This window comes from Paracoccus sp. Z118, from assembly GCF_019061185.1.
Classification (GTDB): Bacteria; Pseudomonadota; Alphaproteobacteria; order Rhodobacterales; family Rhodobacteraceae; genus Paracoccus.
Genome location: NZ_JAHQZU010000007.1, coordinates 56513 through 81453, shown reverse-complemented (window position 1 = coordinate 81453; position 24941 = coordinate 56513). Strand labels below are relative to the sequence as shown.

Below are 24941 nucleotides of genomic sequence, written 5' to 3'. Positions count from 1 at the left end.
CGTCAGGCGGCTCCGCCGGTCTTGGGCGCAGACACCGCGTGGCGGTTCAGCCACAACTCCAGCCGGTCCGAGATTTCGGCGCGAAGCTCGTCATCCTCGACCTCTGCCAGCGCGTCGGCGACGAAGGACAGGACCAGCATCACGACCGCCCGCTCCTTCGGCACCCCGCGCGAGCGCAGGTAGTAAAGCGCGACCGGGTCCAGCGCGCCGGTGGTCGAGCCGTGGCTGCACTTCACGTCGTCGGCATAGATCTCCAGCTCCGGCTTGGCGAGGAACTGGCTGTCCTCGTCCAGCAGCAGGGCCTGGCTGATCTGGTAGCCGTCGGTCTTCTGCGCGCCGGGCTTGACGAGGATCTTGCCCTGGAAGACGCCGACCGCGCCGTTCTTCAGCACCTTCTTGTAGACCTGACGGCTTTCGCCGCGCTCGGCCCCGTGGGTGATGAAGATGGTGTCGTCGTGATGGAAGGGGCCGGCCGCCCCGTCGCCCAGCACCGCGCCCGCGACATGGGCCACGGCGTCGTCGCCGACGATGTCGATGACCGTCTCATGCCGCATCTGGCTGCCGTTCAGCGACAGGATGAAGGATTTCAGGGACGCTTCCTCGTCCACGCGGCCGAACATGTGGCGCAGGCCGACCCGGTCGGGATTGCCGCGGACCGAGGCGACATGGTGGAGGCGCGCGCGGGGGGCGAGATCGACCTCGATCACGTCGTTGGTCCGCGCGCCGGACATGCCGGTTTCCAGCAGCGTCAGGTCCGCGCCCTCGTCCAGCTTCAGGACGTGGTGCAGCACCGCATCGGCGGCGGGATCGCGGCGCAGATGGATGATGTGGACGGGCTTGGGCGCTTCGCCGGTGACGCGGATCACCAGCCCCTGCCGCGCGGTCGCGCTGTTCAGCGCCGCGAAGGGGCGGGCGACGGGCTTCTGCCCTGCAGCCTCCAGCGTGCCGTAAACCCCGGCGACCCAGTGGCCCGGCTGCGCATCGGCCTGCTCCAGCGTCTCGATGGTCACGCCCGCAAGTTCCAGCGGGTCCGAGGCGTCCGCGTCGAACGCCCCGTCCACGAAGACCAGCTTCACGCGGTTCATCGTGCTGAACATCTGCGGATCGCGGTCATCGATCTCGATGGGGGCGGGCGCGTCGGCGTTGAACAGCTTGGGGTCGGTATAGCGCCAGTATTCGTCGCGCGGCTTCGGCAGGCCCATCTGGACCAGCCGCTGCATCGCGTCCCGCCGGGCGCCCGCCGTGCAGCCGCCCTGCGGCGCTTCCAGCGTGGCCAGGCGGCCTGCGGGCGCGGGCTGCTGGCCGCCGATGACATCGGGGGTGACTTCGTCGCGCGTCACCTGGGCCGTGCGTTCGGCCGCGCGGATCGCGGTGTCGGCCATTACGCGCCCTCCTCGGACAACAGGTCGCCATAGCCGTTCTGCTCGACTTCCAGCGCCAGTTCCGGCCCGCCGGTGCGGACGATCCGGCCGTCGGACATGATGTGCACCACGTCAGGGCGGATATGATCCAGCAGCCGCTGGTAGTGGGTGATGACCAGGAACGAGCGATCGGGCGAGCGCAGGGCGTTCACCCCGTCCGCGACCAGCCGCATCGCGTCCACGTCGAGACCCGAGTCGGTTTCGTCCATGATGCACATGCGCGGCTCCAGCATGGCCATCTGCAGGATCTCGTTGCGCTTCTTCTCGCCGCCCGAGAAGCCGACGTTGACCGGGCGCTTCAGCATCTCGGCGTCGATGTCCAGCGCCTTGGCCTTTTCACGCACCAGCCGCAGGAAGTCGCCCGAGGAAAGCTCCTCCTCGCCGCGGGCCTTGCGCTGCGCGTTCACGGCGGTGCGCAGGAAGGTCATGTTGCCGACGCCGGGGATTTCCACCGGATACTGGAACGCCAGGAACAGGCCGGCGGCCGCGCGCTCCTCGGGCTCCATGTCGAGGATGTCGGCGCCGTCGAGCGTCGCCCCACCCTCCGTCACCTCGTAGCCGTCGCGCCCCGACAGGACATAGGACAGCGTGGACTTGCCCGAGCCGTTCGGGCCCATGATCGCGTGAACCTCTCCGGCCGGGATGGTCAGCGTCACCCCCTTGAGGATCTGCTTGTCCTCTTCCTCGAGCTTCACCTGCAGATTGGTCACTTCCAGCATCACATCATCCATTCAGTTCGCCCGCAGCGCATCCGGGAAGCTGTCGCGCAGCGCCTGCTTGGCGGCAGCGATCCCGTCGGCATGGGGCAGTGTTTCAGGCAGCGGCCCGGACAGATAGCCCGGCGCCTCATCGGGGTCCAGCGGCGCGCCGGGATGGCGGCCGATGGCGGCGGCGTAATCGGCGACGTCGCCGAAAGAAGCGGTCAGACGACGGGGCAGGACGCCTTCGATACCGGCCGGGCGCCGGTGCAGGACCGTGATCGGCCTCGCTCGTGCGTCCAGCCCCTGCATCGGCTCACCCCGCGATCGTCACGGAGGTGCCGGAGGCCGAGACCATCAGCATGTTGTTGATGACCTCGTAATCCAGATCGATGCCCACGACGGCGTTGCCGCCCATCTCGCGGGCGCGGTCCTTCATCTCGCCGATGGCGGTCTCTCGCGCTTCCGACAACGCCCGCTCATAGGCGGCCGAGCGGCCGCCCACGATGTCGCGAATCCCCGCGAACAGGTCGCGGAGGATGTTCGCGCCAAGGATCGTCTCGCCGGTGACGATGCCATGATAGGCGGTGATGCGGCGCCCCTCGACCGTGGGGGTGGTCGTGACGACCATCTCCCCGGCCGGGGCGCCGCGCGCGGTCTGACCCCAGGGGTCGGTCATCCCACCGAGCCCTCCAGGCTGATCGCGACGAGGGCCTGCGCTTCCATCGCGAACTCCATCGGCAGCGCCTGCAACACGTCGCGGCAGAAGCCGTTGACGACCAGCGCCACCGCCTCTTCCTCGTCCATGCCGCGGGCGCGGCAGTAGAACAGCTGATCCTCGTCCACCTTCGAGGTGGTCGCCTCGTGCTCGACGCGCGAGGAGGTGTTCTTGACCTCGATATAGGGCACCGTATGCGCGCCGCACTGGTCCCCGATCAGCAGGCTGTCGCACTGGGTATAGTTGCGGCTGCCCAAGGCGCGCGGGTGCATCGTCACCAGACCGCGATAGGTGTTCTGCGCCTGACCGGCAGAGATACCTTTGGAAACAATGCGCGAGCGGGTGTTCTTGCCAAGATGGATCATCTTGGTCCCGGTGTCGGCCTGCTGCGCGTTGTTGGTGATCGCGATGGAATAGAACTCACCCTGCGATTCCTCGCCGCGCAGGATGCAGGACGGGTATTTCCAGGTGATCGCCGAGCCGGTTTCCACCTGCGTCCACATCACCTTGGCCCGCGCCTCGCGGCAGTCGGCGCGCTTGGTGACGAAGTTGTAGATGCCGCCCTTGCCTTCCTCGTCGCCCGGATACCAGTTCTGGACGGTCGAGTATTTCACCTCGGCGTCCTCCAGCACGACGATTTCAACCACCGCCGCGTGAAGCTGCGCGACATCGCGCTTGGGCGCGGTGCAGCCTTCCAGATAGCTGACGTAGGACCCCTTGTCCGCGATGATGAGCGTGCGCTCGAACTGGCCGGTATTCTCGGCGTTGATGCGGAAATAGGTCGAAAGCTCCATCGGGCAGCGGACGCCCGGCGGGACATAGACGAACGAGCCGTCCGAGAACACCGCGCTGTTCAGCGTGGCGAAATAGTTGTCCGACTGCGGCACGACCGAGCCGAGATATTTCTGCACCAGTTCCGGGTGCTCGCGGATCGCCTCGGAGATCGAGCAGAAGATCACGCCGGCTTTCGCAAGCTCGTCCTTGAAGGTGGTGCCGAGGCTGACCGAGTCGAACACCGCATCCACCGCGACCTTGCGCGCGTCGGCGGGCGTTTCGCCAGCGCCCTCGACCCCGGCAAGGATTTCCTGCTCGCGCAGCGGGATGCCCAGCTTCTCGTAAGTCGCCAGCAGCTTGGGATCCACGTCGTCCAGCGACTTGGGCCGCGTCGCCATGCTTTTCGGGCGGGCGTAGTAATACTGGTCATGATAGTCGATGTCGGGATAGTTCAGCATCGCCCAGCGGGGCTCGGCCATGGTCTGCCAGCGGCGGAACGCGGTCAGGCGCCACTCGGTCATCCATTCCGGTTCTTCGTTCTTCTCGCTGATGAGACGGACGATGTCCTCGTTGATGCCCTTGGGGGCATACTCCATCTCGATCTCGGTATCCCAGCCGTATTTATAGGCCCCCATGTTCGCGACGGTTTCGACCGTTTCGCGGTCGACGCCCTCGCGCACTTCGAGTTCCGGGGCGAGTTCCGTTGTGTCCAGTGCGGCCATGGCGCTACCTTCCCTGCTTGCTCTGCCAACGCGCGCGGGCGGTCAGCCACGCCTCGGCAAAGCGGTCCAATTCCTCGGCGGTCGTGGTCCAGCCGAACGACACGCGCAGCGCGCACGCGGCTTCCGCCTCGGGCACGCCCATCGCGCGCAGCACCCCGCTTGGCGTGACCTTGCCGGACGAACAGGCAGAGCCCGCCGATACGGCAAAACCCGCCAGATCCATCTGCATCACCTGCGTCTCGCCCTTCCATCCCGGTGTCAGGATGGACATCGTCTGCGGCAGCCTCGGGGACGTGCGCCCCGGATAGATAGTGTTTTCGTCATGAATATCCAGAGCGTTTTCCAGCCGGTTCCGCAGTTCGGTGAGTTTTTCGACGGAACCGGCGGAAAGATCGTCCTGTGCGGCGGTTGCGGCGGCGGCAAAGCCCGCGATTCCGATGAGGTTCTCGGTTCCTGCGCGGCGGCCCTGTTCCTGCCCGCCGCCCCTGATCCGCGCCTTGAGCTCGCTTCCCTTCTTCACGATCAACGCGCCGATGCCCTTGGGGCCGCCCAGCTTGTGGGCGCTGACCAGCCCCGCCTCGACACCCAGCCAGTCGAAGGCGAAGGGGATCTTGCCGAAAGCCTGCGTCAGGTCGCTGACCGCCAGCCCCTGCGGCAGGTCCTGAATGACGCCGGTCTCGCTGTTGGCGAGTTGCAGGGCGGCGCGTGAGGGATCGGCCACCGCGACCATCCCGTTCGCGTCGGTGGCCAGGCTCTCGTCGGCCCAGGCCTTCACGCAGGGATGTTCGCCCGCAGCACAGACAAGGCCGCGCCCGGCCATCGCCAGCGCCGCCGCCTCGGTCGCGCCCGAGGTGAACACCACGTCCGCCGAGCCCGCCCCCAGCGCCTCGGCCACCGCCTCGCGCGAGCGTTCCAGCAGCATCTTGGCCGCCCGCCCCTCGGCATGGACGCTGGAGGGGTTGCCGACCAGATCCATCGCCTCGACCATCGCCGAGCGTGCCTCGGGCCGCAGCGGCGTGGTGGCGTTCCAGTCGAGATAGACGCGCCCGGCCCTCATCGCGGCGCATCCTCCAGCGCCTGCGCGATCCGCTGGGCGAGCCGCCGCGCGACCTCGTCCTTGGGCAGGCGCGGCCAGGTTTCGGCGCCTTCGTCGGTGATGAGCGTCACGGCGTTCTGCGCCCCGCCCATGATCCCCGTTTCAGGGCTGACATCGTTCGCCACGATCCAGTCGCAGCCCTTCCGCAGCCGCTTGGCCGTCGCATGGGCCACCACGTCGTCGGTCTCGGCGGCGAAGCCCACGACCAGCCGGGGCCGGCGCTCGTCATGGCCGATCCAGGCGAGGATGTCGGGATTCTCCACCATCTCCAGCGCTGGCGGGTTGCCCGAGCCGTCCTTCTTCATCTTGTGGTCCGCGGCGTTGGTCACGCGCCAGTCCGCCACGGCGGCGGCCATCACCGCCGCATCGGCGGGCAGCGCGGTCTCCACCGCGTCCTTCATCTGCTGGGCGGTCTCGACCCGGATCACCTCGACCCGCGCGGGAGGTGGAACGGTCGCCGGGCCGGTCACGAAGCTGACCTTCGCCCCCAGATCGCGCAGCGCCGTGGCAATGGCCGCGCCCTGCGCGCCCGAGGAGCGGTTGGCGATGTAGCGCACCGGGTCGATCGGCTCATGCGTCGGCCCGGAAGTCACGATCACATGCCGCCCCCGCAGCGGCTGGGGCGGGGCGGGGGGCACGATCACCGCCTCGGGCGGCAGGCGCAGCGGCGCTTCGCCCGTGAGCGAGGGCAGCGTCTGGGCGAGCGCGCCCCGGATCGCCTCGACGATCGCCTCGGGCTCGGCCATCCGCCCCTCGCCCCATTCGCCGCAGGCCATGTCGCCTTCGTCGGGGCCGACGAACAGGACGCCGTCCTCCACCAGCGTATCGCGGTTGCGCTGGGTCGCGGGATGGTCCCACATCCGCACGTTCATCGCGGGCGCGATCAGCACCCGCTTGTCGGTCGCCATCAGCAGCGTCGAGCCGAGATCGTCCGCAAACCCGTTCGCCATCTTCGCCATCAGGTCCGCCGTCGCCGGGGCCACGACCACCAGATCGGCGGCGCGGGAAAGCTGGATATGCCCCATCTCGGCCTCGCGGGTGAGGTCGAAGAGATCGGTGTGGCAGGGCGCATTGGCCAACGCCGACAGGGTCAGAGGCGTGACGAACTGCGCCCCGGCGCGGGTCAGGACCGGCGTCACCGCCACGCCTTCCTTGCGCAGCAGCCTGATGAGTTCCGGCGTCTTGAACGCGGCGATGCCGCCGCCCACGACCAGCAAGATCCGCTTGCCCTGCATCTGCCCGTCCTTTCCCGTTGGTGGCCCGAACCTAGGTTGCCGGGCCGCGATGGGCAAGGAAGCTGCAAGCGGCGGGGCAGCGCCCCAAGGCGGGGGTTTCACACCCCATGAATGGGCTCGAAGCCCATTCATCCCCGTGGGATATTTCGGGACAGAAGATCGGCTGCCGTTAACCCCGCGTTAATGCGGGCGCGTTAACCATTTGCCCAAACGAGGGGGCAGGGATGGTCGCGATCGCCTACACGGTGGCGTTCGAGGGGATCGAGGCGCGGCTGGTCGAGGTGCAGGCATCGGTCGGCGCCGGCATGCCGTCCTTCGGTATCGTCGGCCTGCCGGACAAGGCGGTGAGCGAGGCGCGCGAGCGGGTGCGCGCGGCCTTCAACGCCCTGTCCGTCGCCATGCCGTCGCGCCGGGTGACGGTGAACCTCTCGCCCGCCGACCTGCCGAAGGAAGGCTCGCATTTTGATCTGCCGATCGCGCTCGCCGTGCTGGCGGCGCTGGACATCCTGCCGGCGGATGAACTTGCAGGGGTGGTTTCGCTGGGCGAACTGGCGCTGGACGGGCGGCTGGTTCCCGTGACCGGCGCGCTGCCGGCGGCGATGGCGGCGGCGGAGGATGACCGGACGCTGATCTGCCCGGAAAGCTGCGGGGCAGAGGCGGCCTGGGTCGCCTCCGTGCCGGTGCTGGCGCCCGCTACGCTGAAGCAGGTGCTGGACCATCTCACCGGGCGCGCGCCCATCGCCCGCGCGCGGGCGGGGGAAGTCGCGCCCGCGCCGCGCCTGCGGGATCTTGCGGATGTGCGCGGGCAGGAGCGCGCGCGACGGGCGCTGGAGATCGCGGCCGCGGGGCGGCACCATCTGCTGATGACCGGCCCGCCGGGCGCGGGCAAGTCGATGCTGGCCGCCTGCCTGCCGGGCATCCTGCCGCCGCTGAGTCCCGCCGAGGCGCTGGAGACATCGATGATCCACTCGCTCGCCGGGGTGCTGGCGGATGGCGGCATCTCGCGCGAGGCGCCGTTCTGCGAACCGCATCACACCGCCTCGATGCCCGCCATCGTGGGCGGCGGGAAGGGGGCGAAACCGGGTCAGATCAGCCTTGCGCATAACGGGGTGCTGTTCTTGGACGAGCTGCCGGAGTTCTCGCGGCAGGTGCTGGAGACGCTGCGCCAGCCGATCGAGACCGGCGAGGTCGTCGTGGCCCGCGCCAATGCCCATGTGCGTTATCCCTGCCGCTTCCTGCTCGTCGCGGCGGCGAATCCGTGCCGCTGCGGCTATCTTGCCGATCCTGCGCGGGCCTGCGCCAAGGCGCCGGTCTGCGGGTCGGATTACATGGGGCGGATCTCGGGGCCGTTGATGGACCGGTTCGATCTGCGGATCGAGGTGCCGGCGGTGGCGCTGGCCGATCTGGAGCGGCCAGCCACGGCCGAGCGGTCGGAGGCAGTCGCCGCCCGTGTGGCGGCCGCCCGCGCGGTGCAGGCGAATCGCTATGCGGCGCACCCGGCCATCCGCGTGAATGCCGAGGCGTCCGGCGGCGTGCTGGACGATGTCGCCAGCCTTGATGCCGAGGGCCGCGATCTGATCCATCGCGCCGCCGAGCGGCTGGGGCTGACGGCGCGGGGTTACCATCGGGTACTGCGGACTGCCCGCACCGTCGCGGATCTGGACCACTCGCCGAACGTGCGGGTGCCGCATCTGGCGGAGGCGATCAGTTTCCGGCTGCCGTTCGTGGCGGGGGGATGAGGGAAGGCCGACCGCGCGGGCGATCGGGCGGCTCGAAGGCGCAGACCCGACCCCCGGCAGGTCAGAGCCGTGGACCGCTGGCGGCCGACGGTTCCAGACGAAAAAGGCCCGCCATGACGGCGGGCCGTGTCTCGTTCGAGGTCAGCTTCCCGGATCAGCCCGCCGAAGCGGCTTCCTTCTTCGGCTCGGCGTGGATCAGCAGCGGCTTGGCGGCGGGGTTGTCGACCGCTTCCTCGTTCACCACGACCTCGTCCACGCTGGTCATGCCCGGCAGTTCGAACATCGTGTCGAGCAGGATGTCCTCCATGATCGAGCGCAGGCCGCGGGCCCCGGTCTTGCGCTTGATCGCGCGGCGGGCAATCGCCTTGAGCGCGTCGTCGGTGAAGGTCAGCTCCACGTCTTCCAGATCGAACAGCCGCTGATACTGCTTGACCAGCGCGTTCTTTGGCTGGGTCAGGATGATGATCAGCGCCTCTTCGTCGAGGTCGGTCAGCGTGGCGATCACCGGCAGGCGGCCGACGAATTCGGGGATCAGGCCGAATTTCAGCAGATCCTCGGGTTCGAGATCCTTGAAGGTCTCGCCCACGCCGCGATCGTCGTTTTCCTTGACGCTCGCGCCGAAGCCCATCGCGGTGCCCTTGTTGCGCTGCTGGATGATCCGCTCCAGCCCCGCGAAGGCGCCGCCGCAGATGAACAGGATGTTGGTCGTGTCCACCTGCAGGAATTCCTGCTGCGGATGCTTGCGCCCGCCCTGCGGCGGCACCGAGGCGACCGTGCCCTCCATGATCTTCAGCAGCGCCTGCTGGACGCCCTCGCCCGACACGTCGCGGGTGATCGAGGGGTTGTCGGACTTGCGGGTGATCTTGTCGACCTCGTCGATATAGACGATGCCGCGCTGTGCCCGCTCGACGTTGTATTCCGACGCCTGCAGCAGCTTGAGGATGATGTTCTCGACGTCCTCGCCGACATACCCCGCCTCGGTCAGCGTGGTCGCGTCGGCCATGGTGAAGGGCACGTCGAGTATCCGCGCCAGCGTCTGCGCCAGCAGCGTCTTGCCGCAGCCGGTCGGGCCGATCAGCAGGATGTTCGACTTCGCCAGTTCGATGTCGGCCTTGGAGCCGTGGTTCAGCCGCTTGTAGTGGTTGTGGACGGCGACAGACAGGACGCGCTTGGCATGTTCCTGGCCGATCACATAGTCGTCCAGCACGGCCATGATCTCGCGCGGGGTGGGCACGCCCTCGCCCGATTTCAGGCCCGACGCCTTCGTTTCCTCGCGGATGATGTCCATGCACAGCTCGACGCATTCATCGCAGATGAACACCGTCGGGCCCGCGATCAGCTTGCGGACCTCGTGCTGGCTCTTGCCGCAGAAGCTGCAGTAGAGCGTGTTCTTGCTGTCGCTGCCGGGCTGGTTGGCCATGGTCAGTTCCTTGTCCTTCGTCGCTGCGACCCGGAATGGGGCCGGCAGGTGCCGGAGGCGGCAAAAGCGCCGCGACCGCTGATCGCCCCAATCTAGGGGCGCGGATTAGTCGTCACAATCCCTAAACGCCCATATCGGGAACGTTGCGGGAACTGTTCAACTTTCGGGGACCGCCTTGCCGCGCGGTTCCAGAATCTCGTCGATGAGACCCCAGTCCTTCGCCTCGCCGGGCGACATGAAGCGGTCGCGGTCGAGCGCGCGTTCCACCTCTTCCAGCGAACGGCCGGTGTGTTGGACGTAGATCTCGTTCAGGCGCTGCTTGAGCTTGTGCGTTTCCTCGGCGTGGATCAGCAGGTCCGAGGTGTGGCCGCGGAACCCGCCAGAGGGCTGGTGGACCATGATCCGGCTGTTCGGGAGCGAATAGCGCGCGCCCTTTTCCCCGGCCGCCAGCAGCAGCGAGCCCATCGATGCCGCCTGTCCGATCACCAGCGTCGAGATGCGCGGGCGCACATACTGCATCGTGTCGTAGATCGACAGGCCCGCGGTCACGACGCCGCCGGGACTGTTGATATACATGCTGATGTCCTTCGACGGGTTCTCCGCCTCAAGGAACAGCAGCTGGGCCGAAATCAGCGTCGCCATCCCGTCATGCACCGGGCCGGAGACGAAGATGATGCGTTCCTTCAGCAGGCGTGAGAAGATGTCGTAGGCACGTTCCCCGCGGCTGGTCTGTTCGACCACCATCGGGACGAGTGTGTTCATGTAGAATTCTTGCGGATCGTGCATCGAAGCCCCTGTCATCGTCCCTTACGGGCAATCCTGCCCGCGTCCTGCCCGTCCACCGCTTTACGGGCGAAAGGTTGACAGAGTCTTAGTAACGCGCGACGCCACCTGCAAGGGATGGGTCGAATGCAAGCAAAGGGGCCGTCATGCTGCTGATCGTGGGTCTGGGGAATCCGGGCGCGAAATACGCCGGGAACCGCCACAATATCGGCTGGATGGCCGTGGATCGGATCGCCGGGGATCACGGATTCTCGCTCTGGCGGGCCAGGTTCCAGGGGCTGGCCGCCGAAGGGCGCTTGGGCGGCGAAAAGGTGACGCTGCTCAAGCCGCAGACCTTCATGAACCTGTCGGGCCAGTCCGTCGGCGAGGCGATGCGTTATCTGAAGCTGACGCCCGCCGAGGTCACCGTGCTGCATGACGAATTGGACCTCGCCCCCGGCAAGGTCCGGGTCAAGACGGGTGGCGGCCATGCCGGGCATAACGGGCTGCGGTCGATCCACCAGCATCTGGGTGAGGGGTATCGCCGCGTCCGGCTGGGGATCGGCCATCCGGGGCACAAGGATCAGGTATCCGGCTATGTCCTGTCGGATTTCGCCAAGGCGGATGCGGGATGGCTGGATGATCTGCTGCGCGGTATTTCGGACGGCGCACCTGCGCTGGCGGCGGGGGATGACGGGCGGTTCTCCACCGCCGTCGCCGCCCGCACCGCGCCGGCACGGAACAGCGGCAGCAGGCCGCCTGTGGCCGACGCGGACGCGGGCAGGCCGACGCCCCAGCCCGCGCCGGAGGCCCGGCAGGAGGCCCCGCAGGAGAGCCCGCAGGACATGACCGGAAAGCTCGGCGCGTTGCGGGCGATGTTCGGGGGCAAACGCTGATGGAACCGTCGATCAACGTGCTGGGCGGGGTGCTGGAGCCATGCTCGAACCAGCCCCTCACGGGCTTCTACCGCAACGGCTGCTGCGACACTGGCCCCGAGGATACCGGGCGGCACACCGTCTGCGTGGTCGCAACGGCGGAGTTCCTCGCTTTCTCGAAATACCTCGGCAACGATCTTTCCACCCCGCGCCCGGAATACCGCTTCGACGGGGTGAAGCCGGGCGATCGCTGGTGCCTCTGCGCCGGGCGCTTCCTGCAGGCGGCGCAGGAATTCGCCGCCCCGCGGGTCGTCCTGCAGGCGACCCACGCGCGAACGCTGGAGATCGTGCCCATGGAACTGCTGCGCGCCCATGCGATCGACCTGCCGGATGGACTGACAGACAGAAAGGACCAACCATGACCCGACTTCCGATCCTCGCCCTCGCGCTGGCGCTTGCCGCCCCCGTTGCCGCCCAGGAAGGGGCCACGCTGGCGGACGGCACCGCGATCCGGGCCGAGGATGCGGCGCGGCTTGAAGGGATCGAGACGGCGCTCGGGCGCGCGGTGCTGGAATCGGCGCGGGCCGAGGCGGGCGATCTGGGGCGGGCGCTGGCGGGGCTGCGCGGCGATCCGCTGCCGGCGGAGGAAGTGGACGCGGCGCTGATCGAGGGCGAATGGCGCTGCCAGATGACCAAGCTGGGCGGGATCGCCGGGGCGATCAGCTACGACCCGTTCCGCTGCGTCGTCACCGCCGAGGGCGGCACGATCGGGTTCGAGAAGCTGACCGGCTCGCAGCGGACGCGCGGCACTATCCACCGTGACGCGGACGGACTGGTCTATCTGGGCAGCAGCTTCGTGCATGGCGAGGCGCCGCTGCCCTATGCCGACTTCGCCGAAACCGTGGACACCAGCGGCACCGAGACGCTGCCCGATGTCGGCCGGGTCGAGATCGTCTCGGACGAGCGGGGGCGGATCATCTTTCCGTTCCCCTACCGCGAGTCGACCATCAACATCCTGACGCTGACCCGCTGAGGCCCGCAGACGAAAGCGGCCCCGCAAAGGGGGCCGCTGCCGGTTTCATGGTCGGAGCTGATCACCGGCTCGATTCGGTGGTCGCGCCGGAATCGTCGCCCTCATAGATCACCGCCTCGCCGTCGATCGAGACCAGCCGGCCCGAGGCGGTCTGATAGACCAACTCGACCGGGCTCGCGCCCCGAACGGCGGTCACGGTCAGCAGCGTGCCGTCGCGGTCGATGACGATGTCCGAAAAGCCCTGCGCCAGCAGCGTGTCGATCACCGCCTGATCGTTGGCGATCTGCTCCATGCTGAACTGGTGGAAGGGCTCGGCCATGATCTCGGGCGGGGTGCCGGGGGTGACGGTGCCGGGCGCCACCGGGGTCACGACGACCATGTCGGGCGTGGTGCCGGGTTGGTTCGGAACGACGACGACCGCGCCGGGCACGTCGGTCACGACCGCATCGGGAACCGGGGTGGTCGCAGTCTGCGCGATGGCGGCCGAGCCGAGCGAGGTCACGGCGATGGCCGCCGAGGCGAGCAGGCTGGAGGTCCTGGAGATATTCTTCATGGCGTTACCTGTGATGGTTGAGATTGCACAGACAACACCGGATGTCGGCGTAAAGTTGCCACACGGACGCGCGAGGGCCGCGCAGGCCCCCGCTGACGGCTCTGGTTCAGGCCGTGATTTCGACCCCGAGGTGACGGGCGACGGTGAAGATGTCCTTGTCGCCACGGCCCGACAGGTTCATCACGATCAGATGCTCGCGCGGCAGCGTCGGCGCGATCTTGGCGATATGGGCGAGGGCGTGGCACGGCTCCAGCGCGGGGATGATGCCTTCCGTCTCGCAGCAGAGCGTGAAGGCGGCCAGCGCCTCGTTGTCGGTGATGGCGACATATTCGGCGCGGCCGACATCGTTCAGCCAGGCATGCTCCGGCCCGACGCCGGGATAATCCAGCCCGGCGCTGATCGAACTGCCTTCGAGGATCTGCCCGTCGTCGTCCTGAAGCAGATAGGTGCGGTTGCCGTGCAGGACGCCCGGACGGCCGCCGGAAAGGCTGGCGCAATGCTCCATCCGCTCGTCCACGCCCTTGCCGCCGGCCTCGACGCCGATGATGCGGACGGAGGCGTCGTCGAGGAACGGGTGGAACAGCCCCATTGCGTTCGATCCGCCGCCGATCGCAGCGATGATGGTGTCGGGAAGGCGGCCCTCGGCGGCCATGATCTGCGTCTTCGTCTCGCGCCCGATGATCGACTGGAAGTCGCGGACCATCGCCGGATAGGGGTGCGGCCCCGCCACCGTGCCGATGCAGTAGAAGGTGTCATGCACGTTCGTAACCCAGTCGCGCATCGCGTCGTTCATCGCGTCCTTGAGCGTGCCGCGTCCCGACTTCACGGCCACGACCTCGGCCCCGAGCAGGCGCATGCGGAACACGTTGGGCTGCTGCCGCTCGACATCATGCGCGCCCATATAGACGACGCATTTCAGCCCGAACCGCGCGCAGACGGTGGCCGTGGCGACGCCGTGCTGCCCGGCGCCGGTTTCCGCGATGATGCGCGTCTTGCCCATCCGGCGGGCCAGCAGGATCTGGCCCAGCACGTTGTTCACCTTGTGGCTGCCGGTGTGGTTCAGCTCCTCGCGCTTGAAATAGACGGTCGCGCCGCCCAGCCGCTCGGTCAGCCGCTCGGCCTTGTAGAGCGGCGAGGGGCGGCCGACGTAATGGGTCTGAAGGTCCAGCATCTCGGCGGCGAAGGCCGGGTCGGCCTTGGCGCGGTCGTATTCGGCCTGAAGGTCCAGGATCAGCGGCATCAGCGTCTCGCTGACGAAGCGGCCGCCGAAGATGCCGAACCGGCCCTGCTCGTCCGGGCCGCTCATGTAGCTGTTCAGCAGATCGTCGGCCATGGCACGCTCCTGTCGCGGGGGATCAGAGCGCTTTCTTAAAGCCGATATGCGAGGGGGTAAAGCCGAGCCGGGCATAGAAGCGCTGCGCGTCGGTGCGGGTGGCGGTGGTGGTGAGCTGGATCATCCGGCACCCCTCGGCCCGCGCCCGCGCTTCGGCGTCGGCCATCAGCGCCGCGCCGACGCCGTGCCCGCGCAGGTCGGGGGCGACACGGACAGCTTCGACCAGCGCCCGCCGCGCGCCCTGCTGCGAGAGACCCGAGATGAAGGTGATCTGGTAACAGGCGACCACGCGGCCATCGTCCTCGCCAACGATCTGGTGGTTGGTCGGCTCGGCCGCCATCGCGTCGAACGCGACGAGATAGGGGGCCGCGTCGGCGCTTTCGCGGGACTGGCCCAGCACATCGTCGGACAGCAGCGCGATGATGGCGGGAATGTCGGCGGCAGTCGCCTTGCGCCAGATCATGCGGTGCGAGCCGCCTGTGCGCCGGTCGCGGCGGCGACGAAATCGCGGATCAGCCCCGCGTCCTTCACCCCCGGCGCGGTTTCCACGCCGGAGCTGACATCGACGGCCTGCGCGCCGGTCAGGCGGATTGCCTCGGCCACGTTGGCGGCGGTCAGGCCGCCCGCCAGCATCCATGGTTTCAGCATCCGCCGACCCGCCAGCAGCCGCCAATCGAAAGCCAACCCGTTGCCGCCCGGCAGCGCCGCGCCCTTCGGGGGCTTGGCGTCCACCAGCAGCAGATCGGCCACCAGCCCGTAATCGAGCAGCGCGGGCAGGTCCGCAGGCTCCGCAATCCCCACCGCCTTCATCACCGGCAGGCCGATGCGGGCGCGGATTTCGGCCACGCGCTCGGGCGTTTCCTTGCCGTGGAGCTGCAGGATGTCGAGCGGCACGGTTTGCAGCACCCGGTCCAGCGTCTCGTCATCGGGATCGACGAACAGCCCCACGCGCGCCATCCCGTCCGGCACCGCCAAAGCCAGCGCAGCCGCCTGCTCGATCGTCACATGGCGGGGCGAGCGGGGGAAGAACACGAAGCCCCCGTAGCGCGCGCCCGCCTCGGCGGCGGCGGCGACATCTTCAGCCCGGCTCAGCCCGCAGATCTTGACGGCGGCGGTCATGGCCGCACGGCCACCGAGCCGGGTGCGACAGGGGCGGCGGCGGGCAGGGTCGTCGTGGTCGTCGTCACGACAGCCGGGGCGGCAGGCGGGGCCGGGGCCCTGGTCGCATCGAGGATCGCCAGCACCTCGTCGCGCGGGGCGACCTCGCGCTGAACGGTCACGACCCGCTCGGCGCTGCGGGCCTTCGCCGCCTGCGAGCGATAGGGGGATTCGCGCAGCCATTCGCCCACCAGCCCCAGCACCATGCCGATCGCCAGCGTCAGGAACAGCAGCAGGAACAGCGGCAGCGTCACGCTGTAGCTGCCGCCAAGATAGGCGGCGAGTTCCTGCGGGACCAGCGAGACCGTCACCGGCCCGCGATTGGCCAGCGCCACCAGGATCAGCACCAGGGCGAGCAGGGCCATGATCAGCAGGCGGATGGTGCGCATGGGGGCGATTCCTTCGAAATGGGCGGGCGCGAGAGGGGCGGGTTACGGCGCCCGCAATCTGGCGCATCGCGGGCGCCGTATCAACCGCGCTCTCGGGGCGGGAAGGGGCGTCACAGGAAGAGGCGTCAGCTGTCCTCGTTCAGGCGGTCGCGCAGCAGCTTGCCCGTCTTGAAGAACGGCACGTGCTTTTCCTCGACCTGCACCATGTCGCCGGTGCGCGGGTTGCGGCCCTGCCGGGCGTCGCGCTGCTTGACCGAGAACGCGCCGAAACCGCGCAGTTCGACCCGATCGCCCCGCGCCATGGCCGCGATGATCTCGTCGAAAACGGTGCCCACGATCTTTTCCACGTCCCGCTGGACGAGGTGCGGATTTTCGTCGGCAATCTTCTGGATCAGTTCGGACCGGATCATGGAAACCCCTGCAAGCGCGGAAAGCCCCGTGCGCGGCAACCCGCGAGCGGACAGCCAAGCGTATGATGGGGAACGCAAGCGATGCCAATTGGTTGCACGGGAAAATCGCGCATCGGCGGCTTGCGGCAGAACGAAACATGCCGCCCCGGAAGGGGGCGGCATGAAACATCGGTGTCGGATGGGTGAGCCGGGGCTCAGCCGCGGTTCTTCAGCGCGGCGCCCAGGATGTCGCCCAGCGAGGCGCCCGAATCGGACGAGCCATACTGTTCAACGGCTTCCTTTTCCTCGGCGATCTCGCGCGCCTTGATCGACAGGCCCAGACGGCGGGTCTTGGTGTCGATGTTGGTGACGCGGGCGTCGATGGTGTCGCCGACCTGGAAACGCTCGGGGCGCTGGTCCTGACGGTCGCGGGCGAGGTCGGAGCGGCGGATGAACGACTTGACGCCGTTGTATTCCACTTCGATCCCGCCTTCCTCGATCGCCGTCACGGTGACGGACACGATCGAGCCACGCTTCACGCCGTCAACGGCTTCCGACATGGTGTCGTTTTCCAGCGCCTTGATCGACAGCGAGATACGCTCTTTCTCGACATCGACTTCCTGCACCGCCGCGCGGACGACATCGCCCTTGCGGTAGTTCTGGATGGCATCCTCGCCGCGCTGGTCCCAGCTGATGTCGCTGAGATGGACCATGCCGTCGATGTCGCCTTCCAGACCCACGAACAGACCGAACTCGGTGATGTTCTTGACCTCGCCCTCGATCTGGGTGCCGGCCGGGTGGGTTTCGGCGAAGACTTCCCACGGGTTGCGCATGGTCTGCTTCAGGCCAAGGCTCACGCGGCGCTTCTGCTCGTCGATCTCCAGCACCATGACGTCAACCTCCTGCGAGGTGGACACGATCTTGCCGGGATGGACGTTCTTCTTGGTCCACGACATTTCGGAAACGTGGACGAGCCCCTCGATCCCCGCTTCCAGCTCCACGAAGGCGCCGTAATCGGTGATGTTGGTGACGCGGCCCTTGTGGACCGAACCGATCGGGAACTTCTCGGCCACGGTGTCCCACGGATCGGACTGGAGCTGCTTCATGCCCAGCGAGATGCGGTGGGTTTCCTTGTTGATCTTGACGACCTGGACCTTGACGGTCTCGCCGATCGCCAGGATCTCGGACGGGTGGTTCACGCGGCGCCACGCCATGTCGGTGACGTGCAGCAGGCCGTCAACACCGCCCAGATCGACGAAGGCGCCGTATTCGGTGATGTTCTTGACGACGCCGTCCACCACCTGACCTTCGTGCAGGTTGGCGATGACCTCGGCACGCTGCTCGGCGCGCGATTCTTCAAGAATGGCGCGGCGCGAGACGACGATGTTGCCCCGGCGGCGGTCCATCTTGAGGATCTGGAACGGCTGCTTCAGACCCATCAGCGGGCCGGCATCGCGCACGGGACGCACATCGACCTGGCTGCCGGGCAGGAACGCCACGGCGCCGCCCAGATCCACGGTGAAGCCGCCCTTGACGCGGCCGAAGATGGCGCCATCGACGCGCTCTTCCTTGGCATAGGCCTGCTCAAGCCGGTCCCACGCCTCTTCACGGCGGGCCTTCTCGCGGCTGATCGAAGCCTCGCCCCGCGCGTTCTCCACGCGGTCGAGGAACACTTCGACCTCGTCGCCGACCTTCAGGTTGGCGTCCTCGCCGGGGCCCGCGAATTCTTTCAGATCGACGCGGCCTTCCATCTTGTAGCCGACGTCGATGATGGCCTGGCCCGCCTCGATGGCGATGACCTTGCCGCGCACGACCGAACCTTCGTTCGGGGTGTCGATTTCGAGGCTGTCGTTCAGGAGGGCCTCGAATTCCTCCATGGATGCGTTTTTCGCCATGTGGGCGCTGGTGTCCTTTGCGGTTTGCTATGCGGGCCGGGCGGTTGGCTCCGCCGGTCTGTAGGGGTCTTTCGTGAACGCCAAAAGGTCGAAGCTGACGCCCGACCCCGTTGAAAGCGGCCTGTTTTGGCCATGTCGCCCGAAAGACTTGGACGGGCGTATACCTCGCCCCGATGTGAAGGGCAAGCGCCGCGCGGGGAAATCAGCCCCGCGCCGCCATTGCCTGCTCGACCGCGGCGACGGCCGCGTCCACGGCCTCGTCGATGCTCAGCGCGGTCGTGTCGAGCGTCACAGCGTCGCCTGCCGGCCGAAGCGGCGCGGTCGCGCGGGCGCTGTCGCGGGCATCGCGTTCGCGCAGCTGCGCCAGCATCTCGCCTTCGTCCGCCCCCAGCTCGGCCGCCCGGCGGCGGGCGCGGGTAAGGTCGTCGGCAATGACGAACAGCTTCACGTCGGCATCGGGGCAGATGACCGTGCCGATGTCGCGCCCGTCGAGGATCGCGCCCGGCTCCCCCGCGGCGAAGCGGCGCTGGAATTCGACCAGCGCGGCCCGCACCTCAGGAATGGCGGCGACGCGGCTCGCGGCCTGTCCCGCCTCGGCGCTGCGCAGGCCAGGGCGGCCGAGGTCGTCCGGGGTCAGGTTGCGGGCGGCCCGGACCGGATCGCCGCCCCTGGCGCCCACCGCGCGATAGAGCAGCCCCGTATCCAGATGCCCAAAGCCGAACCGCGCCGCCAGCGCCCGCGCAATGGTGCCCTTGCCCGAGGCGGCGGGCCCGTCGATGGCGATGGTGAAGGGCATGGGCGTCCTTTCCGGCAGGTCGCCAGGTTCATGCCACAGCGCCGCCGCCGAGGAAAGCCGGGGCTGCGGTGAAGCAGGGGAGGGGGGCGTTGCCCCCGTCCTTCGGACTCCCCCAGGATATTTCCAGCCGCCCGAATGCGCCGCGTGGTCCTCGGGCGGCCAAAAATATCCCGGGGGAGCCGCCGTAAGGCGGCGGGGGCAGCGCCCCCATTTTTCCGATCACACGATCGCCGCCTCGGTCATCGGCCTGCCGTCCAGCACCCGCTGCATCCCGAGCGGTGACAGGTCGAGGCTCACCCAGTCGCCATGCACGATCTGCTCGGCGATCCCGCGTCCCACGGCGGGTGCCTGTTGCAGCCCGTGGCCGGAAAAGCCGTTCGCGTGGTAGAGGTTCGGCACCTGCGGGTTGCGGCCGAGGATCGCGTTCTGGTCCAGCGTGTTGAAGGCGTAGTGCCCGACCCACCAGCGCAGCACCTTCGCCTGCTCGAATCCCGGCGCGCGGGCGTAGAGCGCGGGCCAGATCTCGGACTCGAACAGGTCGAGATCGGGCTCGAAGTCGTCCGGCGCGCAGGGGCCGTCGGTCGCCGGGACGGTCGCTGCCAGCCATTGGCCATGCTCCGGGCGGAACCAGATCCCGAGCGGGTCGATGACCAGCGGCGCATCGGGATGGCGCGCGAGCGGGGCATCGACCACGAAGACCGTGCGCTTGCGCGGCTCGACCGGCAGGTCCAGATCGACCGTCCGCATCAGGATCGCGGCGCGCGGGCCGGCGCAGTTCACGAATACCTGCGCCGTTTTCCGCCCGCCCTGTTCCAGCACCGCCGCCACGATGCGGTCGCCCTCGCGTTCCAGCGTGGTGACGCGATCCCGGACCCAGCGCACCCCTGCCGCGCGGGCGGCGTTCTTCAGCCCGTTCAGCAGACCCATATTGTCGAAGAAGCCTTCGCCTCGCGGCCCGTAAGAGCCGGCGGAGATGTCGTCCAGCGCCATCCACGGGAATTTCTCCGCCAGTCCGGCGCGGTCCAGCACCTGCGTCGAAGCGCCCATCTCGCGCTGCATGGCGGCAAGGCTTTCCAGCGTCGCCGCACCTGTACCGGAGGTCGTGAGAAACAGGTAGCCGTTCTCCTTGAAGCCGAGATCGGCCACCTCGCCCGAAGGCCCGACATGGCGGGCGAAGTCGCGGATGAAGTCCAGCCCGAAGCGGCTGATCGCGACGTTCACCGGGTCCGAGAACTGCATCCTGATCCCCGAGGCCGCCAGCGCGGTCGAACTCGTGGCATAGCTCGGGTCCTGCTCGATCACCTCGATGTCGAGGCTCGGGTCCAGCCGCTTCAGCCAGAACGCCACCGACGCCCCCATGACGGCGCCCCCCGCGATCAGCACGTCCACCATCTTCCGCTGCCCTTCCTCCCAAGGTGATCGTGCCACCCTTTACGCCGCCCCGCTTCCCGCACAAGGGGGGACCGGCGGCGTCGGCCCGCCGCAAGGCGCTGGACCTCGGGCGGCGTTTGCGCGATATGCAGGCAAGGATTGCCGCAAGGACCATGCCCATGTCGTCGAAGTCGATGCTCCTTCGCCTGCTGACCTGGTGGAACGGCCAGACGCTGAACACCCAGGTCTGGACCCGCCGCTTCGGCCACAAGGTCGGCGAGGACGAGCAGGGCAACATCTATTACCAGACCGAGGGCGGCAAGCGCCGCTGGGTCATCTATAACGGCGAGTCGGAGGCGAGCCGCGTCAGCCCCGAATGGCACGGCTGGCTGCACCACACCTATCCCGAGCCGCCGACGCGCGCGCCCCTTCAACACAAGCCGTGGGAGCAACCGCACCAGCCCAACCTGACCGGCACCCCCGGCGCCTATCTGCCCGCCGGCTCGATCCTGCGGGCCGACCCGGTCAAGCGGCGCGACTACGACGCATGGACGCCGGAATAAGCGGGGCGATGCGGCTGGCGGCGCTCGGGGCGGCGGTTGTCGTCGTGCTGGCCTCCGGCGCGTTGGCGCAGGACTCGGAGATCCGCGTCAGCCGGGCAGGGGGCGCGCTGCTGCGCGGGCTGGACAAGATCTCGGGCCAGACCGCGGAACTGCCGCTGGCGATCGGCGACAGCCTCGATTTCGGCCGGCTGACCGTGCGGCTGGGCGAATGCCGCCAGCCGGCTGACGATCCCGATTCGGACGCCTTCGCGCAGATGACGATCACCGACCGCGAGGCGGGGCGCACCGTCTTTTCCGGCTGGATGATCGCCTCGGCCCCTGCCGTCTCGGCGCTGGACGATGCGCGCTATGACATCTGGGTCGTGGCCTGCAACGACGGCACCGACGCCGACCGGCCCGAACTCGTCTACGAGCCCGACACCACGCCGCAGCCCGAGGACGCGGGCGAGGCCACGCCCGTCCCGCTGCTGATCGACGAGGACGGCGAAAATCTCGACGCGGAACCCGCGGCGGAGTGACCGCCGCCGCCATTCCGCAGCATTTTCCATATTCTGGCGCTTGCGCGGCACGGCGGAGGAGATAGCCTCCGCGCATGTTCCGCCGCTTTTCCCTGATGAACGAAGGCTTGCTCTATGCGGCGCGCGAACTCTGGCGCAAGCCGTGGGTGCGGGTGGTCCTGTTCAGCCTGCTCGGCATCGCGGTTGCGCGGCTCTCTGGCTACATCACGGCGGTGGTCCCCATCGACCTGTCGATCGAGCTGGCCGCCGGGTCGGTCGACTCGCTGCTGAACATCGTCGCCTCCAGCATGCTGGCGGTCACGACGTTTTCCGTCGGCATCCTCGTCTCGTCCTATTCCGGCGCGACGCAGACGGCGACGCCGCGCGCCACCGACCTGCTGGTGTCGGACCCGACGGCGCAGAACGCGATGGCGATCTTCATCGGCTCGTTCCTGTTCAGCATCGTCGGCATCATCGGGCTGTCGGCGGGCTTCTACAACAGCCAGTCGCGGGTCGTGCTGTTCGTGGCGACACTGGGAATGATCGCCCTGATCGTCTCGGCGCTGCTGCGCTGGATCAACCACCTCAACAGCTTCGGCCGCATGGGCGACATCATCGAGCGGATCGAGAACGCCGCGACAGATGCCGCCGTCGCCGTGGGTGAAAGCCCCCGCTGGGGTGCGTTGCCGGGCAGCGACGACATGCGGACGCTCGGCCATGTGCTCGCCTCGCCCGAGACCGGGGCGATCCGGCACATCGATTACGCGCATCTGGAAAGCGTCGCGGAAAAGGCCGGGATGGTGGTGCAGCTTGCCCATCCGGCGGGCCATTACGTCCACCGGGGCGAGCCGCTGCTGTATCTGTCGCAGCCGCTGAACGAGGGAAAGCGGGCGCAGGAGGTCGCCGGCGATCTGGCCGGGGCGTTCCTGATCGCGGACAAGCGGGGCTTCGATCAGGACCCCCGCTACGGGCTGATCGTCATGTCCGAGGTCGGCAGCCGCGCGCTCTCGGCCTCGATCAACGATCCGGGCACGGCGATCGACGTGCTGCGCGCGGGCACCCGTATCCTGCTGGCCTTCCACGCCGCGCGGGAAAGCCCCGGACCGCCGGTCTTCACCCGCGTGGCCGGACCGGATCTGGATCTGACGAAGGCTTACCAGGAATTCTTCGCCCCGTTCGTGCGCGACGGCAGCGACCTGGCGGAGGTGCAGGAAGTGTTGCAGAAATCGCTCGCCGCGCTTGCGCGTGCCGGGGGCGCCGACCACGCCCGCCCGCTCGCGGACAGGGCGCTGAAGGCGGCGCTCGGCGAGGCCACTAACGCCGCCGACGAGGCCGCGATCCGCGCCGCCCATGCGCAGGTCCGCCGCGCGCCCTGAGCGGCGGGGAACTCGCCCCTTCCCAACCCGGCGCCGCGCGCCTAATACACCCCGACGTGAACGGAGAGTGCCGATGAGCCAGACGATCCAGCCGCAACCGGGCATCATGGATATCGCGCTTTATGAGGCCGGAAGCGCCCATGTGGCCGGCGTGGCCGAGGCGGTGAAGCTCAGCTCGAACGAGAACCCCTTCGGCCCCTCGCCCAAGGCGCGCGATGCGGTGATCCGCGCCGCCCACGCGATGCACCGCTATCCCTCGACCGATCACACTGCGCTGCGGCAGGCGATCGGCAAGGTTCACGGGCTCGACCCCGACCGCATCATCTGCGGGGTCGGCAGCGACGAGATCATCCACTTCCTCTGCCAGGCCTATGCGGGGCCGGGGACCGAGGTGCTGTTCACCGAACACGGTTTCCTGATGTATCCGATCAGCGCCCGCGCCGCGGGAGCCACCCCGGTCACCGCGCGCGAGCGCGAGCGCACCACCGACATCGACGCGCTGATCGCCGCCGCCACTCCGGCGACGCGGCTGATCTTCGTCGCCAACCCCAACAACCCGACCGGCACCATGGTCGAACTGGCGGAACTGGAGCGGCTGGCCCGCGCCGTCCCGCAGGCGATCCTGGTCATCGACGCGGCCTATGCCGAATATGCGGGGGACGACTATGACGGCGGGGCGGGGCTGGCGACCGATCTGCCGAACGTCTTCATGACCCGCACCTTTTCCAAGATCTACGGCCTCGGCGGCCTGCGCGTCGGCTGGGGTTACGGCCCGCGCGAGATCATCGACGTGCTCAACCGCATCCGGGGTCCGTTCAACCTGTCCTCGCTTGCGCTGGACGGGGCACTGGCGGCGATGCAGGACCGCGAGCATGTGGAACGCTCGCGCAGCGAAAACGCCCGGCTGCGGGCCTGGCTGGCTGCCGCGCTGGCCGAACGCGGGGTGCCGTCGGACGCGTCGCACGCGAATTTCGTGCTCGCGCGGTTCGAGGGCCCTGAGACGGCGGGCGCCGCCGATGCCGCGCTGAAGGCCGAAGGCGTGATCGTCCGCCGGGTCGGCGGCTACGGCTTGCCCGACTGCCTGCGCATCACCATCGGCGACGAGGCGTCCTGCCGCCGCGTCGCCCACGTCCTCGGCCGGTTCATGGCCGAAAGGGGCACCGCCGCGGTCGGGCAACGCGCATGAGCGAGCCGTTCCAGCGGGTCGCCCTGATCGGCCTCGGCCTGATCGCCGGGTCGATGGCCCATGCCATGCGCGGCGGCGGCCTCGCCCGGCAGATCGTCGGCCATGCCCGCAGCGCCGAAACGCGCGAGACCGCTCGCCGGATCGGTTTGGTGGACGAGGTCTTCGACACCGCCGCCGAAGCGGTGCGCGGCGCCGATCTGGTCGTGCTGGCGGTGCCCGTGGGCGCGATGGCCGCGGTGGCCGAGGAGATCGGCCCGCATCTCGCGCCGGGCGCGATCCTCACCGATGTCGGCTCGGTCAAGCAGGCGGTGATCGACGCCGTTGGCCCGCATATGCCCGAGGGGGTCCATTTCATCCCCGGTCACCCGCTTGCCGGGACGGAACATTCCGGGCCGGAGTCGGGCTTTGCCAGCCTGTTTCGCAACCGCTGGTGGCTGCTGACCCCGCTGCCCGGCACCGATCCGGCAGCGCAGGAGCGTCTGACGGCCCTGATCCGCGCCATGGGCGCCAATGCCGACGTGATGGAGCCCGAGCATCACGACCTCGTGCTGGCCGTCACCAGCCACGTCCCGCATCTGATCGCCTACACGATGGTGGGTGTGGCCGATCACCTGCGCCGGGTGACCGAGGGCGAGGTCGTCAACTACTCGGCGGCGGGGTTCCGCGACTTCACCCGCATCGCGGCCTCGGACCCGACAATGTGGCGCGACGTGTTCCTGCACAACCGCGAGGCGACGCTGGATATCCTCGGCCGCTTCACCGAGGAGCTGTTCATGCTGCAACGGGCGATCCGCATGGGCGACGGGACGTTGCTGCACGACTATTTCAGCCGCACCCGCGCGATCCGCCGCGGCATCATCGACGCCGGGCAGGACACCGCGGCGCCGGATTTCGGCCGCGCGATCGTGGAAGGAAAACAGGGCGGGCAAGCCCGCTGAGCCG

General features: G+C 68.6%; 27 protein-coding genes. 9 read left to right on the top strand and 18 right to left on the bottom strand.

Features of this window, described 5'->3' with window-relative positions:
- Nucleotides 1–2 precede the first annotated feature (2 nt).
- The 7 genes from KTN05_RS08005 to KTN05_RS07975 are packed head-to-tail and all read right to left on the bottom strand — an operon-like array spanning nt 3 to nt 6664.
- Nucleotides 3–1382 carry a SufD family Fe-S cluster assembly protein gene (locus tag KTN05_RS08005; protein WP_217328867.1) on the bottom strand — a complete coding sequence of 460 codons (1380 nt, stop codon included), beginning with the start codon at nt 1380–1382 and terminating at the stop codon, nt 3–5.
- A complete protein-coding gene (gene sufC, locus KTN05_RS08000; RefSeq protein ID WP_217328866.1) occupies nt 1382–2140 on the bottom strand; it encodes a Fe-S cluster assembly ATPase SufC in 759 nt (252 codons plus the stop codon). Before sufC ends, KTN05_RS08005 begins: the two co-directional genes overlap by 1 nt.
- Nucleotides 2141–2152: 12 nt before the next feature.
- A complete protein-coding gene (locus tag KTN05_RS07995) occupies nt 2153–2431 on the bottom strand; it encodes a hypothetical protein (protein ID WP_217328865.1) in 279 nt (92 codons plus the stop codon).
- Between the two features lie 4 nt (nt 2432–2435).
- Nucleotides 2436–2750, bottom strand: a complete 315-nt coding sequence (locus tag KTN05_RS07990) for a heavy metal-binding domain-containing protein (protein ID WP_217328973.1) — start codon at nt 2748–2750, stop codon at nt 2436–2438.
- Between the two features lie 44 nt (nt 2751–2794).
- Nucleotides 2795–4333 (bottom strand): Fe-S cluster assembly protein SufB, encoded by a 1539-nt coding sequence (sufB, locus tag KTN05_RS07985; RefSeq protein WP_217328864.1) that lies wholly within the window; start codon nt 4331–4333, stop codon nt 2795–2797.
- A 4-nt stretch (nt 4334–4337) separates the two neighbouring features.
- Complete coding sequence (locus tag KTN05_RS07980) at nt 4338–5390, bottom strand: cysteine desulfurase family protein (RefSeq protein WP_217328863.1); 1053 nt, start codon at nt 5388–5390, stop codon at nt 4338–4340.
- The gene (locus KTN05_RS07975) at nt 5387–6664 is read right to left on the bottom strand and encodes a phosphopantothenate--cysteine ligase family flavoprotein (protein ID WP_217328862.1); all 1278 of its coding nucleotides are present in this window, start codon (nt 6662–6664) and stop codon (nt 5387–5389) included. The genes KTN05_RS07980 and KTN05_RS07975 overlap by 4 nt, the downstream gene beginning before the upstream one ends.
- A 224-nt stretch (nt 6665–6888) precedes the next feature.
- Between KTN05_RS07975 and KTN05_RS07970 the strand changes: the two genes are divergently transcribed.
- The gene (locus tag KTN05_RS07970) at nt 6889–8403 is read left to right on the top strand and encodes a YifB family Mg chelatase-like AAA ATPase (protein ID WP_217328861.1); all 1515 of its coding nucleotides are present in this window, start codon (nt 6889–6891) and stop codon (nt 8401–8403) included.
- A gap of 154 nt (nt 8404–8557) precedes the next feature.
- Here KTN05_RS07970 and clpX read toward each other — a convergent pair whose 3' ends face one another.
- The gene (gene clpX / locus KTN05_RS07965; RefSeq protein WP_217328860.1) at nt 8558–9823 is read right to left on the bottom strand and encodes an ATP-dependent Clp protease ATP-binding subunit ClpX; all 1266 of its coding nucleotides are present in this window, start codon (nt 9821–9823) and stop codon (nt 8558–8560) included.
- A 156-nt stretch (nt 9824–9979) separates the two neighbouring features.
- Nucleotides 9980–10609 carry an ATP-dependent Clp protease proteolytic subunit gene (locus KTN05_RS07960; protein WP_217328859.1) on the bottom strand — a complete coding sequence of 210 codons (630 nt, stop codon included), beginning with the start codon at nt 10607–10609 and terminating at the stop codon, nt 9980–9982.
- Nucleotides 10610–10752: 143 nt separating this feature from the next.
- On the opposite strand from KTN05_RS07960, the gene pth reads away from it, so the two are divergent.
- The 3 genes from pth to KTN05_RS07945 are packed head-to-tail and all read left to right on the top strand — an operon-like array spanning nt 10753 to nt 12493.
- Nucleotides 10753–11481 (top strand): aminoacyl-tRNA hydrolase, encoded by a 729-nt coding sequence (pth, locus tag KTN05_RS07955; RefSeq protein WP_217328858.1) that lies wholly within the window; start codon nt 10753–10755, stop codon nt 11479–11481.
- On the top strand, nt 11481–11882 hold the full coding sequence (locus KTN05_RS07950; RefSeq protein WP_217328857.1) for a DUF2237 family protein: 402 nt from the start codon (nt 11481–11483) through the stop codon (nt 11880–11882). The genes pth and KTN05_RS07950 overlap by 1 nt, the downstream gene beginning before the upstream one ends.
- Complete coding sequence (locus tag KTN05_RS07945; protein ID WP_217328856.1) at nt 11879–12493, top strand: DUF4893 domain-containing protein; 615 nt, start codon at nt 11879–11881, stop codon at nt 12491–12493. Before KTN05_RS07950 ends, KTN05_RS07945 begins: the two co-directional genes overlap by 4 nt.
- Nucleotides 12494–12554: 61 nt before the next feature.
- Here the strand turns inward: KTN05_RS07945 and KTN05_RS07940 are convergent, their stop codons facing one another.
- From KTN05_RS07940 to KTN05_RS07900, 9 genes are all read right to left on the bottom strand, one after another.
- Nucleotides 12555–13046, bottom strand: coding sequence for a hypothetical protein (locus tag KTN05_RS07940; RefSeq protein ID WP_217328855.1), 492 nt, complete (start codon nt 13044–13046; stop codon nt 12555–12557).
- A gap of 106 nt (nt 13047–13152) precedes the next feature.
- Entirely contained in the window at nt 13153–14379 is a 1227-nt protein-coding gene (trpB, locus tag KTN05_RS07935; protein WP_217328854.1) for a tryptophan synthase subunit beta, read from the bottom strand.
- Between the two features lie 22 nt (nt 14380–14401).
- A complete protein-coding gene (locus tag KTN05_RS07930) occupies nt 14402–14842 on the bottom strand; it encodes a GNAT family N-acetyltransferase (protein ID WP_217328853.1) in 441 nt (146 codons plus the stop codon).
- The gene (locus tag KTN05_RS07925) at nt 14839–15498 is read right to left on the bottom strand and encodes a phosphoribosylanthranilate isomerase (RefSeq protein ID WP_217328852.1); all 660 of its coding nucleotides are present in this window, start codon (nt 15496–15498) and stop codon (nt 14839–14841) included. Before KTN05_RS07925 ends, KTN05_RS07930 begins: the two co-directional genes overlap by 4 nt.
- Nucleotides 15495–15926 (bottom strand): DUF1049 domain-containing protein, encoded by a 432-nt coding sequence (locus KTN05_RS07920; protein ID WP_217328851.1) that lies wholly within the window; start codon nt 15924–15926, stop codon nt 15495–15497. The genes KTN05_RS07925 and KTN05_RS07920 overlap by 4 nt, the downstream gene beginning before the upstream one ends.
- Nucleotides 15927–16051: 125 nt before the next feature.
- Nucleotides 16052–16336, bottom strand: a complete 285-nt coding sequence (gene ihfB, locus KTN05_RS07915) for an integration host factor subunit beta (protein WP_217328850.1) — start codon at nt 16334–16336, stop codon at nt 16052–16054.
- Nucleotides 16337–16530: 194 nt separating this feature from the next.
- On the bottom strand, nt 16531–18210 hold the full coding sequence (gene rpsA, locus KTN05_RS07910; protein WP_217328849.1) for a 30S ribosomal protein S1: 1680 nt from the start codon (nt 18208–18210) through the stop codon (nt 16531–16533).
- 202 nt (nt 18211–18412) lie between these two features.
- A complete protein-coding gene (locus tag KTN05_RS07905; protein WP_217328848.1) occupies nt 18413–19006 on the bottom strand; it encodes a d(CMP) kinase in 594 nt (197 codons plus the stop codon).
- 219 nt (nt 19007–19225) lie between these two features.
- Complete coding sequence (locus tag KTN05_RS07900; protein ID WP_217328847.1) at nt 19226–20398, bottom strand: FAD-binding oxidoreductase; 1173 nt, start codon at nt 20396–20398, stop codon at nt 19226–19228.
- A gap of 173 nt (nt 20399–20571) precedes the next feature.
- On the opposite strand from KTN05_RS07900, the gene KTN05_RS07895 reads away from it, so the two are divergent.
- The 5 genes from KTN05_RS07895 (at nt 20572) to KTN05_RS07875 (ending at nt 24937) form a co-directional block, all read left to right on the top strand.
- A complete protein-coding gene (locus KTN05_RS07895) occupies nt 20572–20940 on the top strand; it encodes an NADH:ubiquinone oxidoreductase subunit NDUFA12 (protein WP_371823301.1) in 369 nt (122 codons plus the stop codon).
- Complete coding sequence (locus KTN05_RS07890; RefSeq protein ID WP_254368067.1) at nt 20925–21458, top strand: DUF2155 domain-containing protein; 534 nt, start codon at nt 20925–20927, stop codon at nt 21456–21458. Before KTN05_RS07895 ends, KTN05_RS07890 begins: the two co-directional genes overlap by 16 nt.
- A gap of 95 nt (nt 21459–21553) precedes the next feature.
- Nucleotides 21554–22813 (top strand): DUF2254 domain-containing protein, encoded by a 1260-nt coding sequence (locus KTN05_RS07885; protein WP_217328845.1) that lies wholly within the window; start codon nt 21554–21556, stop codon nt 22811–22813.
- Between the two features lie 73 nt (nt 22814–22886).
- Nucleotides 22887–23999: a histidinol-phosphate transaminase gene (gene hisC, locus KTN05_RS07880; protein WP_217328844.1), complete on the top strand. Its 1113-nt coding sequence runs from the start codon at nt 22887–22889 to the stop codon at nt 23997–23999.
- The gene (locus tag KTN05_RS07875; protein WP_217328843.1) at nt 23996–24937 is read left to right on the top strand and encodes a prephenate/arogenate dehydrogenase family protein; all 942 of its coding nucleotides are present in this window, start codon (nt 23996–23998) and stop codon (nt 24935–24937) included. Before hisC ends, KTN05_RS07875 begins: the two co-directional genes overlap by 4 nt.
- The last annotated feature ends 4 nt before the right edge of the window (nt 24938–24941 follow it).